13 protein-coding genes are annotated in these 14,374 nt (G+C 71.0%); 9 read left to right on the forward strand and 4 right to left on the reverse strand.

Translation table 11 applies throughout. The features are described 5' to 3' along the window. Nucleotides 1–39: 39 nt before the first annotated feature. A complete protein-coding gene (locus tag FBY35_RS22200; protein ID WP_142215749.1) occupies nucleotides 40–813 on the reverse strand; it encodes a glutamate racemase in 774 nt (257 codons plus the stop codon). Between the two features lie 58 nt (nucleotides 814–871). Here FBY35_RS22200 and FBY35_RS22205 point away from each other — a divergent pair, with 58 nt between their 5' ends. After that, the gene (locus FBY35_RS22205) at nucleotides 872–2,047 is read left to right on the forward strand and encodes a glycosyltransferase (protein WP_142215750.1); all 1,176 of its coding nucleotides are present in this window, start codon (nucleotides 872–874) and stop codon (nucleotides 2,045–2,047) included. A 16-nt stretch (nucleotides 2,048–2,063) separates the two neighbouring features. Here FBY35_RS22205 and FBY35_RS22210 read toward each other — a convergent pair whose 3' ends face one another. Next, complete coding sequence (locus tag FBY35_RS22210; RefSeq protein ID WP_142215751.1) at nucleotides 2,064–3,323, reverse strand: TerD family protein; 1,260 nt, start codon at nucleotides 3,321–3,323, stop codon at nucleotides 2,064–2,066. A gap of 241 nt (nucleotides 3,324–3,564) precedes the next feature. On the opposite strand from FBY35_RS22210, the gene FBY35_RS22215 reads away from it, so the two are divergent. The 3 genes from FBY35_RS22215 (at nucleotide 3,565) to FBY35_RS22225 (ending at nucleotide 7,534) form a co-directional block, all read left to right on the forward strand. Then, on the forward strand, nucleotides 3,565–4,020 hold the full coding sequence (locus FBY35_RS22215) for a DUF6643 family protein (RefSeq protein WP_142215752.1): 456 nt from the start codon (nucleotides 3,565–3,567) through the stop codon (nucleotides 4,018–4,020). 386 nt (nucleotides 4,021–4,406) lie between these two features. Then, nucleotides 4,407–5,015 carry a hypothetical protein gene (locus FBY35_RS22220; RefSeq protein WP_260848783.1) on the forward strand — a complete coding sequence of 203 codons (609 nt, stop codon included), beginning with the start codon at nucleotides 4,407–4,409 and terminating at the stop codon, nucleotides 5,013–5,015. A gap of 125 nt (nucleotides 5,016–5,140) precedes the next feature. After that, nucleotides 5,141–7,534 (forward strand): right-handed parallel beta-helix repeat-containing protein, encoded by a 2,394-nt coding sequence (locus FBY35_RS22225; RefSeq protein ID WP_142215754.1) that lies wholly within the window; start codon nucleotides 5,141–5,143, stop codon nucleotides 7,532–7,534. Here FBY35_RS22225 and FBY35_RS22230 read toward each other — a convergent pair. Next, nucleotides 7,504–9,867 carry a hypothetical protein gene (locus FBY35_RS22230; protein ID WP_142215755.1) on the reverse strand — a complete coding sequence of 788 codons (2,364 nt, stop codon included), beginning with the start codon at nucleotides 9,865–9,867 and terminating at the stop codon, nucleotides 7,504–7,506. The two genes, FBY35_RS22225 and FBY35_RS22230, sit on opposite strands and share 31 nt — an antisense overlap. Before the next feature lie 226 nt (nucleotides 9,868–10,093). Here FBY35_RS22230 and FBY35_RS22235 point away from each other — a divergent pair, with 226 nt between their 5' ends. The 3 genes from FBY35_RS22235 (at nucleotide 10,094) to FBY35_RS22245 (ending at nucleotide 11,993) form a co-directional block, all read left to right on the forward strand. Continuing rightward, nucleotides 10,094–10,975 carry a DeoR/GlpR family DNA-binding transcription regulator gene (locus FBY35_RS22235; protein WP_142215756.1) on the forward strand — a complete coding sequence of 294 codons (882 nt, stop codon included), beginning with the start codon at nucleotides 10,094–10,096 and terminating at the stop codon, nucleotides 10,973–10,975. A 7-nt stretch (nucleotides 10,976–10,982) separates the two neighbouring features. Next, a complete protein-coding gene (locus tag FBY35_RS22240) occupies nucleotides 10,983–11,432 on the forward strand; it encodes an SRPBCC family protein (RefSeq protein WP_142215757.1) in 450 nt (149 codons plus the stop codon). A gap of 78 nt (nucleotides 11,433–11,510) precedes the next feature. After that, nucleotides 11,511–11,993: an SRPBCC family protein gene (locus FBY35_RS22245; protein WP_142215758.1), complete on the forward strand. Its 483-nt coding sequence runs from the start codon at nucleotides 11,511–11,513 to the stop codon at nucleotides 11,991–11,993. Nucleotides 11,994–11,997: 4 nt separating this feature from the next. Here the strand turns inward: FBY35_RS22245 and FBY35_RS22250 are convergent, their stop codons facing one another. After that, nucleotides 11,998–13,131 (reverse strand): PLP-dependent cysteine synthase family protein, encoded by a 1,134-nt coding sequence (locus FBY35_RS22250; RefSeq protein WP_142215759.1) that lies wholly within the window; start codon nucleotides 13,129–13,131, stop codon nucleotides 11,998–12,000. Between the two features lie 199 nt (nucleotides 13,132–13,330). On the opposite strand from FBY35_RS22250, the gene FBY35_RS22255 reads away from it, so the two are divergent. Both FBY35_RS22255 and FBY35_RS22260 read left to right on the forward strand, forming a co-directional pair. Continuing rightward, the gene (locus tag FBY35_RS22255) at nucleotides 13,331–13,654 is read left to right on the forward strand and encodes a hypothetical protein (RefSeq protein ID WP_142215760.1); all 324 of its coding nucleotides are present in this window, start codon (nucleotides 13,331–13,333) and stop codon (nucleotides 13,652–13,654) included. Nucleotides 13,655–13,832: 178 nt separating this feature from the next. After that, nucleotides 13,833–14,348 carry an ATP-binding protein gene (locus FBY35_RS22260; protein ID WP_142215761.1) on the forward strand — a complete coding sequence of 172 codons (516 nt, stop codon included), beginning with the start codon at nucleotides 13,833–13,835 and terminating at the stop codon, nucleotides 14,346–14,348. Nucleotides 14,349–14,374 lie beyond the last annotated feature (26 nt).

Raw genomic sequence — 14,374 nt, forward strand, 5'->3', positions numbered from 1 at the left:
AGAACGGGCCAACGCTGAGCGCCACTGTGGCGGTCACCGTCAGTGTGCGGGCGTCACTGCCTGGAGCAGACGGCCTTCGGCATAGCTCATCGACTGTCCCGGAAGAGCGGACTCACGGCCGCTGAGCAGCACGGTGAGCCGGCTTCCCGGGGTTGCGTCAGGGGCGGGCAGTTCGCCGATACGGCGCAGCGCCTGCGCGGCCACGGCCTCGGCCGAACCATGCAGGACCACCTGTCCGCCGACGGCGGCACTGATGCGGTCGGCGACCAGCTCGTAATGGGTGCAGCCCAGGACGACGGCCCTTACATCGGCGGGTGTCAGGGCAGCTGCTGCCGCCACCGCCGCGTCGATGGCCGTCTCGTCCGCGTGCTGTACGGCATCGGCCAGCCCGGGGCACGGCACCTCGGTCACGGTGACCGAGTCGGCGAAGTCCCGGATGAGGGCTCGCTGGTACGGGCTGCCGGTCGTGGCGGGCGTGGCCCAGATCGCGACGGGGCCGCCGCCCGCGGACGCCGGTTTGATCGCGGGAACCGTCCCGATGACCGGGATCGCGGGCTCCAGCTCCGCGCGCAGCGTGGGCAGGGCGTGCACGGAGGCCGTGTTGCAGGCGACGATCAGAGCGTCGGGGCCGTACGCGGCCGCCGCACGGGCCACGGCGAGCGCACGCCCGGTCACATCGTCCGCCGTACGCGGCCCCCAGGGCATGCCGTCGGGGTCGGACGAGAGGACCAGATCCGCGTCCGGCCGCAGCCGGCGCACCGCGGCGGCCGCCGCGAGCAGGCCGATTCCGGAGTCCATGAGCGCGATCTTCACCCGGTCACCTTAATCGACTGCCCTTGCGGTACCGGCATGGTGGGGCAGACTGCGGCGAATGAGCGCCATTGCCTGGACCGCCGCCGGATCGCTCGCCGCCTGGGGGTGGCTGCTGCTCGGGCAGGGCTTCTTCTGGCGTACGGACCAGCGGCTCCCCCGGCGCGGGGCCCCCGCCGACTGGCCGGATGTGGCCGTTGTCGTGCCCGCGCGGGACGAGGCGAGGGTGCTCCCGGCCGGCCTACCCTCGCTCCTGGCCCAGGACTATCCCGGCCGCGCGGAGATCGTGCTGGTCGACGACGGCAGTACGGACGGGACCGGGGAGGTGGCCCGCGCGCTGTCCCGTCAGCACGGCGGGCTGCCGCTGCGGGTGGTCTCCCCCGGTGAGCCGGAGCCCGGCTGGACCGGGAAGCTCTGGGCGCTGCGGCACGGCATCGCAGTGGCCCGGGCCGCGCGCGAGCCCGAGTATCTGCTGCTGACCGACGCGGACATCGCCCATGGTCCGGACAGCCTGCGCGAGTTGGTGGCCGCCGCCCGCATCCAGGGTCTCGACCTGGTCTCCCAGATGGCCAGGCTGCGGGTCGCGAGCGGGTGGGAGCGACTGGTGGTGCCCGCCTTCGTCTACTTCTTCTCGCAGCTCTACCCCTTCCGTTGGGTCAACCGCCCGGGCGCCCGGACAGCGGCCGCCGCGGGCGGCTGCGTCCTGCTGCGCACCGAGGCCGCCGAGCGGGCGGGCGTACCGGAGTCGATCCGGCAGGCGGTGATCGACGATGTTTCGCTGGCCCGGGCGGTGCAGCGGACGGGCGGCCGGATCTGGCTGGGACTTGCGGAGGGCGTGGACAGCGTGCGGCCGTATCCGCGGCTGGCGGACCTGTGGCGGATGGTGTCGCGCTGCGCGTACGCGCAACTGCTGCACAGCCCCCTGCTCCTGGCCGGAACAGTGGTGGGGCTCGCTCTCGTCTATCTCGTGCCGCCCGTCGCGCTGTGCGCCGGCGTGCTCGGCAACGACGCGGCCGCGGGCTGGGCCGGGGCTCTGGCGTGGGCGGTGATGACGGGCACGTATCTCCCGATGCTGCGCTACTACCGCCAACCGCTGCTGCTCGCGCCCCTGCTGCCCTTCACCGCGCTGCTGTACCTGCTGATGACCGTCGATTCGGCCGTACAGCACTACCGCGGCCGGGGAGCCGCCTGGAAGGGACGGACGTACTCACGCCCCGAGACGGCTCCCGACCGGTGAGGCGTTCTGGCCGGGTTCACTTTCTGCCGGGCGTCCAGTTCATGCCCCAGCCGTACGCGTAGTCGATGGTGCGCTGCGGGCTCACGCCGCGCTCCGGGACCAGGAAGCGCGCCTCGCGCTGGACGACGAGATCCGAGCCGGTGTTGGTGATCAGCGCGAGCGCGCAGACCGTCGACGGCACGGTGCACTCACCCAGCGAGAAGTCGATCGCCGCGCCGTTCTGCGGCTGGAGGGTGACCGTCGCGTCCAGATCGGCGAAGCTGCGTGCTCCTTCGTAGATGGTGACGAAGATGACCACGCGGCGCAGCCGGTCCTTGTGATCGAGGTTGATGGTGAGGTTCTCGCCGGAGGTGCCGCCGGTGCGGTCGTCCCCGTCGAGATGGATGTACGGGGGTTGGTGCAGCGCGCCGAAGGCGTTGCCGAGGGCCTGGACCACGCCCTTGCGGCCGTCGGTGAGTTCGTAGAGCGCGCACAGGTCGAGGTCGAGGTCGCCGTGCATGGCGACGGCTCTGCCGAGTTTGGCGCCCCAGCCCTGGAACTGCTTGCGCACCTGCCAGCTGAGGTTGACGCGCATGGCTCCCGATGTGCCTCCCTGTTTGGTGAGGGAGACGGAGGGGGTGTCCTTGGTGAGCGTCACTTTGCTCAGGCGCACAGGAGTGGAGGGCGCGGCCACGGGAGGAGGCGGTGGTGCCGGAGGCATGACGGGCGCGGCGGGAACCGGGGCGGGTGCCGCCTGCTGCGGCTCGTCGACCGTGATGCCGAAGTCCGTCGCCAGGCCCTCGAGTCCGGTGCTGTAGCCCTGCCCCACCGCGCGGAATTTCCACGCGCCCTGGCGCCGGTACAGCTCACCCAGGACGAAGGCCGTCTCCACGGTCGCGTCCTGGCTGTCGTAGCGCGCGATCTCGGCGCCGGAGCCCGCGTCGAGCACCTTGATGTAGAGGCCGGGCACCTGCCCGAAGCTGCCGCGGTCCGCCGAGGCGGCCAGCACGATCTTCTCGATCGTGGGCTCCACGCGCGCGAGGTCGACCCACACCTGGTCCCTCACCCCGTCCGGCGCGGTCTGCTTTCCCTCGTGGCGTACGGCCCCCGAGGTGTGCGTCGGCTGGTTGTAGAAGACGAAGTCGGCGTCGGAACGGACCTTCCCCGATACCAGGAGGAGCGCCGAGGCATCGACGTCGGGCACGCCGGGGCCTGTATGCCAGCCCAATTCGACGCGCACCTGCGGCGCCGGAACCGGCGTATTCGCTCCTTTAAGCATGGCCATGCTCGCCCCCATCGCGAGTCTGGGTGCCCGGAAAGTTCACCTGCCGACCACCTAATCATCCGAGCGGCCCGAACACCCCGGCCGACCCGTGGGTAACCCGCTCTCAGCTTGCGCTTTACACGATCTAAGCACTTGTCGGCGACCGATTTCCCCAGGTTCGCTCGCATTGGGGATCCACGGTCACTCGCATCTCCCGAAACAACCCTCTTATCGGACTCCCCAACCGGCACATCGTGGGCTTAACTTATGTGCCATGACGTCCCCCCGCGCCACGTACGGCGGCGGTTACTACTCCGCTCCGTCGTTCCCCGACACCCCCATCTACGACTCCCTGGTCGCGGAGCGGGGCACACCTCAGATCGCACCGATCCGGGTGCCTTCCGCGTACGACACCGGCAACAGCTATCTGCCGGCGCTCCCCGCGGCCCTGCCCGCCCTCCCGGCGGCTCCCTCGCCTGTTCCCTCCTACGGCTATCCGCAGCAGATGCAGCAGCCCATGCCACTGCAGCACGCACCTGCTCCTTACATCCCGCAGCAGCCCCAGGTGCCGCGCGGGTACCCCGGACCCCAGGGTTACGCCCAGCAGCAGCCGCGTCCGGTCGCCACCGGGTACGAAGCGATGCGGCCGGCGGCAACCCGCCCGGCTCCGGCGCCCGCCCCCTACGACGACCCGTACAACCGCCCGTACCAGGGCGGCCGGGGGTACTGACCGACCGACTGTTTACCCGGTCCGACGGGGATGCGGGGTGCACACCCGGCGAACGGCTGAGCAGCCGCGGGGATTCGCCGGGGGGACCGTCGGTGGGCACTGATCGACCCTTCGGCCACAGTGGCCGACCAACGCCGGCAGCGACTGCCGGCGTTGGTGCTTGTCCGGGGCCTTCCGCCGGGCGGCGGATTCCGGCCGTTCCGCGCCGATCCGGCCGATCCGCGCCATTGCACTCCCGTGGGAACCCTCCGTGGTGCCAGGCGCGTTGAACCGGTGGCGGGGGGCCGGAGCGCGGCGAGGGGCAGGGGTGACGTTGTTTTCTCCTGGCGCCGCCCGCCTGTGCCGTGCCGTACCGGGCTATGACGGACGGAAGGGGGTGCAGGATCGTGCGAGCAGCCACAGGAATCTGGCGCTGGCGCCACAATCCCCTGCGCCGTGCGACCGATCTCTTCGAGGCATGGCTGGCTCTCGTCGCCGCCGCGCTTCTCGTCACGGCCGCTCCGGCCGTCGGCTGGCTCGGCGGGAGTCTCACCGACGACTTACTGCGTCAATCGGTGCGGATCCAGCGCCAGCAGCGTCATCCGGTCACCGCGACGGTATTGAGACCGGCCGGGGAGTCCAAGCCCTCGGCGTACGACCCCGAGGGCGCGGCGGCCCGTGAGAAGCGCCGGCCCGTCGTGGCGAAATGGACGGCGGTGGACGGCAGCCGGCACACCGGCACGCTGTCCGCGGTGCTGCGAACCGCACGGGCCGGTGACACGTTCACCATCTGGACCGACCGCACCGGCCGGCTCGTCAATCGTCCGCTCGACGCGGCGACCGCCCGGGTGCATGCCGTTGCCGCGGGCATCGGCGCCGCTGTGACCACCGGGGGGCTCGTCGAAGGCGCCAGACGGCTGGTCATGTGGCGGCTCATACGACGCAGATACGCGCGCCTGGACTCGGCCTGGGCCGCGGCGGGCCCCGACTGGGGTCGCACCGGCGCGGGCAACTGACCGGTCGCATCTCGTCAACTCCCGCTCGTCGCGCGCGCTACGGTGGTGCGACCCTTCGGGGGTCAGGGGGCGTCCCCTCAGAGGCGCGGCGGAGCAGTTTCACACGGTGGGGGCAGAGCAGCACGATGGCACAGGGCACGGTCCAGGTGACGCACACCGGCACATCGCGGTGGCGGCGCCGCACGGGCGAGTACCCCTCACTGGCCGCAGCCCTGGAGGCCGCAGGCGACGGCGACATCCTCACCGTCGCGCCGGGGACGTACCGCGAAAACCTCGTCGTCCAGCGGGCGGTGACCCTGCGCGGTGCCGAGGGCGCCGTCGGTTCGGTGCGCATCGCGCCCGCCGACGGGGTGGCGCTGACCGTGCGTGCCTCGGCAACCGTCCAGGACCTCCATGTGGAGGGGCAGGACTCGGCGGCCCCCGCGCTGCTCGTCGAGGACGGCACTCCCGAACTGATCGATCTGCGGATCGTGACCCGTTCCGCGGCCGGTCTCGAGGTGCGTGGGGCGGCCCGGCCCACCGTCCGCCGCTGCACCGTCGACAATCCTGCGGGCGTCGGAATCGGCGTCCTGGACGGCGCGGGCGGGGTGTTCGAGGAGTGCGAGGTCGTCTCGGCCGGCCAGTCGGGCATCTCCGTGCGCGGCGGCGCGCATCCGCGTTTCGAGCGCTGCCGGGTGCATCACGCCTCGGGAGCCGGCCTGTCCGTGACCGGCGAGGGCAGCGGCCTGGAGGCAATCGGCTGCGAGGTGTACGAGATCAAGGGCACCGGCGTCCAGATCGCCTCGCGCGCCTCGGCCCATCTCACGGACTCGACCGTGCACCGCACGTCGGCGGACGGCGTCACGCTGGACACCGACGCCGTGCTCACACTCTCCGACTGCGATATTCACGATATTCCGGAGAACGCGATCGATCTGCGCTCCCGGTCGGTGCTCACTCTCACCCGCTCCACGGTGCGCCGCTTCGGGCGCAACGGCCTGTCGGTGTGGGATCCGGGCACCCGGGTCGATGCCAACCAGTGCGAGATCCACGACAGTACGGGCGACTATCCCGCGGTCTGGGTCAGCGACGGCGCGAGTGCCGTCCTCGACTCGTGCCGGGTCCACGACGTCCCGGACGCGCTGTTCGTCCTCGATCGCGGATCGCGCGTCGATGTCGTCGACAGCGATCTCTCCCAGATCCGCAACACCGCGGTGTCGGTCAGCGACGGCGCGACCGCTCAGCTCGACGACTGCCGGATCAGGGAAGCCTCCACCGGCGCCTGGTTCCGTGACCACGGCAGCGGCGGCACCCTGAACGGCTGCACCATCGACGCGGCGCAGACCGGCGTGATCGTCACCAAGGGCGCGGATCCGGTGATCGAACGCTGCACGGTCACCTCGCCCGCCGAGGCCGGTTTCTATGTCTCGGCAGAAGGCCGCGGCACCTTCCGCGGCTGCCGGGTCACCGGCAGTGGCGGCTACGGGTTCCATGTGATGGACGGCTGCCGTACGACGCTGAGCCGCTGCCGCACCGAGCGCTGTGCGCGCGGCGGTTACGAGTTCGCCGAGTCCGACGGCGTGGTCGCAGAGGACTGCACGAGCGACGAGAGCGGCGTACGGACAGCGGCCGAGCCGACGACGGCCGTGCTCACGGCGACCCAGTCCCCCGGGCTGCTCACCACCGTCCCCGCGCAGCCGGCCCCCGAGGCCGTGCCCCCCGAGCCCGTACGGGCCTCCGGTGCCGTGCTCGGCGAACTGGACGCGCTGGTGGGCCTGGAGAGCGTCAAGCGCGAAGTCCGCACGCTCACCAACATGATCGAGGTCGGAAGGCGCCGCCAGGAGGCGGGTCTCAAGGCCGCCTCCGTCCGCCGCCATCTGGTCTTCACCGGCTCTCCCGGGACCGGGAAGACGACCGTGGCGCGGTTGTACGGCGAGATCCTGGCCTCGCTCGGAGTGCTGGAGCGCGGCCATCTCGTCGAGGTCTCCCGCGTGGACCTGGTCGGCGAGCACATCGGCTCCACCGCGATCCGTACGCAGGAGGCATTCGACCGGGCGCGCGGCGGTGTCCTGTTCATCGACGAGGCCTATGCCCTCTCTCCCGAGGACTCGGGGCGGGACTTCGGCAAAGAGGCCATCGACACCCTGGTGAAGCTGATGGAGGACCACCGCGACGCCGTGGTGGTGATCGTCGCCGGGTACACGGCGGAGATGGAGCGGTTCCTGTCCGTCAACCCCGGTGTGGCTTCCCGGTTCTCGCGGACCATCACCTTCCACGACTACGCGCCCGAAGAGCTGCTGCGGATCGTGGAGCAGCAGGCCGAGGAGCATGAGTACCGGCTGGGCACGGGCACGGGTGAAGCACTGCTGAAGTACTTCACCGCGCTGCCCAAGGGGCCCGCCTTCGGCAACGGCCGCACCGCCCGCCAGACCTTCGAGTCGATGGTGGAGCGGCACGCGGGCCGGGTCGCCGAGCTCACCGAGGTGAACACCGACGACCTGACCCTGCTCTACCCGGACGATCTGCCCGAACTGCCCTGAGCCTGACGGGGCACGACGGGTGTGAGCCGGTCGAGCAGCTCGCGCCGTTCCTTCTCGAACTCCGGGTCGGCCTGGTACTCGGAGTGCCCGAGGATCGGCTCGGGCAGTGGATGCACCTCCGAACGCCCGTACACCAGCGGGTCCTTGAACACCGGGCAGTCCACTCCGGGGCGCGTGCCGTCGGCGGGGACCCGAACGGGCCCGCCGATCGGGTCGGTGAGCCGCCACAGATTGCGCCAGGTGTGCACCTGGCCGCTCAGCTCGGCGAGCGCGGCGGGCCCGAAGTAGGCGGGGAACCAACGGCCGTAGAGGCGTTCCAGCGGTGATCCGTACGTCAGCAGCGCGACCCGGCGCCGGGTGGCCTCCGGCAGCTGCCAGACGGCGGCCGCCGCCAGCACGCTGCCCTGGGAGTGGCCGGAGATGACGAGCCGCCCCCCGCTGCGTGCGGTCCAGGTGCACATCCGCCAGGTGAGGTCGGGCACGGCGCGCTCGGCGTAGCAGGGCGGCGCGAAGGGGTGGGCCGCGCGCGGCCAGAAGGTGCCGACGTCCCACAGGATGCCGATGGTGCGCCGCGCGGAGGCGTCACGGTAGGCGCGGCGGCCCCAGGTGACGAACAGTATGAATCCGAAGCCGATCAGCCAGGAGCCCGCGGACTGCGCGGCCTCGGCAACGGACTGGGCAACGCCGTCGCCGAAAGCTTCGCCGGGCACGTCCCCGCTCGCCCACGCGCCGGCTACCGCGCCGGCGCCGAGGAGCAGGGTGGCGCCGGAGACGATGCCGACGATCCAGGGTGCCGCGTCGGTGAGGGCGGCCCGCGCCCGCGTGCCCGCAATGCGCCGGGTGCGGACTTCGTCGGGACGGCCGACCTCGTACTCGGCCTCCACGTCTTCGCCGAGACCGCGCGCCGTCCGCCAGGTGCGTACGGCCAGGACCGCGCCGGGGACGAGCAGGACGATCAGCAGGACGGGGATGACCGAGGCCTGCCAGCTCAGCAGCACCGGGGGCCCCACAATGGAGCCGTCCGCGTCCATGCCGGGCGTGCCGGGGCCGTCCAGCCAGTCGGCGACGCGCTGGGCGACGCCGCCGGTCATCACCCCGCCGAGGGCGCAGGCGAGCATCGCGACGGCCGGCCCGCCCAGTCCGTACAGGGCGGTGCGGGCATGACGCGCGCGGCGGTGCAGGATCCGGGCGACGACACCCAGGGCGATGACCAGCGCGCCCTGGGCGAGGGCGATGACACGGAAGGTGACATCGCCGGGGAGGGTGGCGGTGGAGACCCAGTCGGGCCGCGACCAGGACGCGTACAGCAGCGAGAGGCCTAACGCCCCGAGTGCGGCACCCGGCAGCCAGCGCACGGCGGCGCGGTCGATGCGGACATCGATCTTCCTTTCGCTGCGGCCCCTGCGCACCACGACCCACAGCACGCCGAGCAGCCCGATGACGAGGGCCGTTTCCAGCAGCCATCCGCAGACTTCGAGCAGTGTGTCCTCGCCGCCCCGGTCGTGGCGGGCTGCGGCTCCGGCGACTGCGGCTGCGACGGTGAGGAAGCCCGCGGCGGTGTGCGCGGCGCGGAGCCTGGCGACGAGGCGTCGGCCGTACCAGAATCCGGGGCGGCCGAGCGCGGGCCGTACGACGGGGCCCTTCGGCCCGGCGGCGTCCTCCTCGGTCTCCTCCGGGCCCTCCTCCTCGCCCATGCCCTCGCCGGTCGGCGGCCGCTGTGATTCGTACGCGCTCCAGGTGCGGTTGGAGAGGTACCAGAGCAGACCGACCAGCGCGGCCGGTACGACCGAGGCGAGCGCGAGGCGCCTGCCGGGCTGTGACCACCAGCCGCCCTGAGCTGCGGACACGAATCCCAGCCAGGACCTTTCCCCCGTGCATTCGGGAGAGCCGGCGCACTGCCAGGCCAGCAGGTCGAGCGCGACCTCGCAGGCGGCGGCCGTCAGCAGCACGGTGAGGCTGAGGGCGACGAGGCGCACGAGCACGCCGTACAGCCGTGTCGTGGTCCTGCGGCCCTTCGCGCGCGGGCGCATCCAGTGTGCGAGGTTGGCCACCATGAAGGGGAGCAGCAGCAGCCACAGCGCCCGTGCGCTGTTGCCGGAGGTGAGGTTGGACCAGCAGTACGCCTCGGGGACGGGCCGGTCCTCGTACCGTTCGGGGTGGTTCTCCGCTTTCTCGTCGTCGGTGCGCCGGAACACGGCGGCTTTCTCGTCACCGGAGATCCGGATCGTACGGGGGTCGCCGAGCATGTCCTGCGGAGTGGCTCCGCCGACGCCGTGGACCAGCAGCTCGAGCGCGGGCCCTCCGTTCTGCGGGACCGGAGTGGCAGAGGACACTTCTGTGACTCGCTCTCTCGTTGGAAGGCTCCCGATGGGAGAATTGATCAGTGCGCAGTGGCGCGGAGGTTCATGACCACGATCCCGGATCACGGCAGTTCACCGCACGGCACTTACGGAATCTCCCCGAGGCCCGGCCGCACCGGCCGTGCGAGGATGAGCAGCCTTGGCCACATGCGGTGCACGACACCCGGTGTACGACGACATGGAAGGACCGGCCCCGGCAGTGACCGACAACCAGAACCTGCTCGCGGAGCAGCGTCGCGCTCTGATCCTCGACGAGGTGCGCAGGCGCGGCGGGGTACGGGTCAACGAGCTCACCCGCAAGCTCAATGTCTCCGACATGACAGTGCGCCGGGACCTGGACGCCCTGGCCCGCCAGGGGGTCGTCGAGAAGGTCCACGGCGGGGCGGTGCCGGTGGTCGAGGCGAGTACGCACGAGCCGGGGTTCGAGGCCAAGTCGGCGCTGGAGCTGAGCGCCAAGGAGGACATCGCGCGGGCGGCGGCCCGGATGGCGGTGCCCGGCACCGCGATCGCGCTGTCCGGCGGCACCACGACCTTTGCCCTGGCGCACCACCTCCTCGACGTGCCCGACCTGACGGTGGTCACCAACTCCGTGCGGGTCGCCGACGTGTTCCACGCGGCTCAGCGCGCGGGTGCCGCGGGCGGCCAGCGGCCGGGCGCGGCCACGGTGGTCCTCACCGGAGGGGTGCGGACGCCCTCCGACTCGCTGGTGGGACCGGTCGCCGACCAGGCGATCCGTTCCCTGCATTTCGATGTGCTCTTTCTCGGGGTGCACGGGATCTCGGTCGAGGCCGGGCTGTCCACGCCGAATCTCGCGGAGGCGGAGACGAACCGCCGTTTCGTCCAGGCTGCGCGGCGGGTCGTCGTGGTCGCCGACCACACCAAGTGGGGGACGGTGGGCCTGAGTTCCTTCGCCGGGCTGGCCGAGGTCAACACGCTGGTGACGGATTCGGGGCTGTCGCAGGAGGCGCGCCAGGAGATCGCCGAGCACCTGCCCGGCCTGGTGGTTGCGGGCGGTCCCGAAAGTTCTGTGGCTCCCGCGAGTGCCGACGGTCCAAAGAGCGCCGACGGACAGGAAGGCTGACGCACGGGTGGGCGAATTCCGGCTCACACGGGCCGTCGCGCTGCCGGCCGACGAGGCCTGGTCGCGCGTCACCGACTGGCGCGGGCACGCGGCTCAGGTGCCGTTGACGGCCGTGCGGGTGATGACGCCGCCGCCCACCGGGGTGGGCACCCGATTCGTCGCGCGCTCCGGAGTGGGCCGCGCATGCTTCGACGATCCGATGGAGGTCGTCGGCTGGGAGCCGCCAGCAGGCGGGAGGCCGGGACGCTGCCGTCTGGAGAAGCGCGGCTCCGTCATCACGGGCTGGGCCGAGATCGAGGTGCTTCCGCAGGGCCCCGGCGCCGTGGTGGTCTGGGTGGAGCAGCTTCATATCCGTTTTCTGCCCAGGCTGCTGGATCCGCTGGTCGCCCGGGCGGGGCGGCTGGTGTTCGGCCGCGCCCTGGACGGACTCCTGCTGGGATCCTCGTCTCATGTCTGAAGCGCCTGCGGACAATTGACGAGCTGTCAGCTATGGTGTGCGATCCCACACCCCTTGCCCCGCCGGAGGTACGGACCCATGGCACGCCGACTGAGCCCCGTGGAACTCGACTTCGTCGAGGCCGCCCCGCTGCGCCTGGTTTTCTCGGCCGAGGTGTCTGCGACGCCGAAGGCGGTGTACGAGGCGCTCGCCGACGATGTCGCGGGCCTGCCCACCTGGTTCGACGCGGTCGCCTCCGCCACGCCGACACACGCGGGCGCGGGCCGCGAGGTCAGGCTCAGGGGCGGGATCTTCTTCGCCGAGACGATCCTGGCCACCGACCTCGGCGAGCGCTACGCCTACCGCGTCGACCGGACCAACGCCCCTGGCCTGCGTGCCCTGTTGGAGGAGTGGCTGCTCACGCCCAGCGCCTCCGGGACGCGTGTGCAGTGGACGTTCGCGGTGGACGCCCCCGCGGCGGTGCGCGGCGTGCTGAAGCTGAGCCGGGCGGCTCTGGCCTCGTCCTTCCGGGGCGCGGTGCGCAATCTCGACCGGAAACTCGCCCGCTCCGCCGCACAGTGAGAGATCAGCGGGGCCACTCCCCCGTGGCCAGGAACTGCTCGATCGTCGCCGTGTAGGGGGCGATGTCCAGGCCTTGTTCCGCCAGCCACGCATCGGAGTAGTACTTGTCGAGGTAGCGGTCGCCCGGGTCGCAGAGCAGCGTGACGACGCTGCCTCTTCGGCCCCCGGCCACCATCTCGGCGATGATCTTCAGCGAGCTCCACAGCCCGGTACCGGTGGAGCCTCCCGCCTTGCGCCCGATGGCCTTCTCCAGAGCCCGCACGGCGGCGACGCTCGCCGCGTCCGGCACCTTCATCATCCGGTCGATGGCGCCGGGCACGAAGCTGGGCTCCATACGCGGCCGCCCGATGCCCTCGATCCTTGAGCCGTGGTCGGTGCAGGCGCCCGGGTCACCCTTGGTCCAGCCTTCGAAGAAACAGGAGTTCTCCGGATCGGGGACGCAGACCCGGGTGTCGTGCTGCAGGTAGTGCACATAGCGGGCGATGGTCGCCGAGGTTCCGCCGGTGCCCGCCGTCGCCACGATCCACGTCGGCTCGGGATAGCGCTCCAACCGCAGCTGCTGGTAGATCGATTCGGCGATGTTGTTGTTGCCGCGCCAGTCGGTGGCACGCTCCGCGTAGGTGAACTGGTCCATGTAGTGGCCGCCGGTGCGCTCGGCGAGGGACGCGGACTCCTCGTACATCTTGCGCGAGTCGTCCACGAAGTGGCACTGCCCGCCGTGGAACTCGATCAGCCGGATTTTCTCGGGGCTGGTCGTGCGTGGCATCACGGCGATGAAGGGGACTCCGATGAGCTTGGCGAAGTAGGCCTCGGAGACCGCGGTGGAGCCGCTGGATGCCTCGATGACCGGTTTGCCCGGCCGGATCCAGCCATTGCACAGGCCGTAGAGGAACAGCGACCGGGCGAGGCGGTGCTTGAGGCTGCCGGTCGGATGGGTGGACTCGTCCTTGAGGTAAAGGTCGATTCCCCACTCCTCGGGCAGCGGGAAACGCAGCAGATGCGTGTCGGCAGAGCGGTTCGCGTCGGCCTGGACCTTGCGTACCGCTTCCTTCAGCCATGCCCGGTAATGCGGATCACTGCGGTCCACATCGACGGTCACCATCGCCCCGTTCGCCACTGACTTCCCACTCGTCTTCATGCGTCCAGTTCCTCGCCCTCTCGACTCCGGTCCCCACTCGCCACAGTAAGCCCCTCACCTGCGCAAACGTTCACTTTGGGGATCCATAGGAGTCACTTGCAGGCCAGGAGATGCCCCTGCCTTTGCTCACGTACTGGTGAACTCGCCCCGGGTTGTGCAGACTTGCCACCAGGAAACGTGCGAAGGGGGCGGAGACTCGATGTCGATGGCAGAGCCCGAATTCAGCGCTACGGGCGTGCGGATCGAGCGATGGCCGCGATCACTGACGAAGGCCGGACAAGTGCAGATCAAGGACGGCAGGCTGGCACTGCTCACCAGCTACGGCCGGGTGATCGAGAGCGCACCGGTGCGCGCGGTCAGGGCCGGCAAGCCCTGGTTCGCCGATGACGCGAGCACCATTGCGACGCTGAACGGGAAGAGGTACCGGCTCACGATGGGGCAGCGCGGCCGCAGGCCGGAGGGCCAGGCGCTGGCCGGGCGTTTCCTCGAGGCCGTGCGGGGCGCGGGTGGCACCAGGACCTGAGAGACCCGCCCGGGTGCTGTGAGTTGCGGGACCGTCGTGAGTGCTTCACGCTTTTATCACGTCACTCAGGGTATACCGGCGGTCACGCTGTGATCCAGGGCCGCCGGACACATCAGCAGCCAGCCAACTGCTGGATCCGATCCTTCGTCTTCCGGACCTCATTCGGGGAGTCGCAGCCGTGATCAGCCAGCCAAGCAGGCACTGCACGGTGGAGCTCCAGGCCCTGCCGTCGCGGATCGGTCAGGTCCGCAGAATCATCTCGGCGCAGCTGCGCTACTGGCATCTCGATCCCTTGATCGACCAGGCTGCGCTCGGCGTCACCGAACTGCTGACCAATGTCCACCGCCATGCCGAGCCCGACAAAGTGTGCACGGTCGAGATCGAGTTGCTGCTCGACCGGCTCACGGTCTCCGTCCATGACCACGATCCACGTCTTCCGACCGTGGGAGACTCCGATGCCCTGGACACCTCCGGTCGCGGGCTCGCGCTGATAGCGGCGGTGAGCGAGAGCTGGGGCGTGCGGCCCAAGGGCGACACCGGGAAGATCGTGTGGTTCACCCTTTCGGCGCCATCGCCCGCGGTGGCTCTGCCGACCTACCCGATGGTGTACGGCGCGACGCCGGACGGCCCGTTCGCCGAGACGCAGGACGGTGCACGCAAACGCGCCACGGCGCGCTCGACCGTCGCGGGCTGACCCACAGGCCGCACAAGACGCCGGAC

It is taken from the genome of Streptomyces sp. SLBN-118, from assembly GCF_006715635.1.
GTDB lineage: Bacteria > Actinomycetota > Actinomycetes > Streptomycetales > Streptomycetaceae > Streptomyces.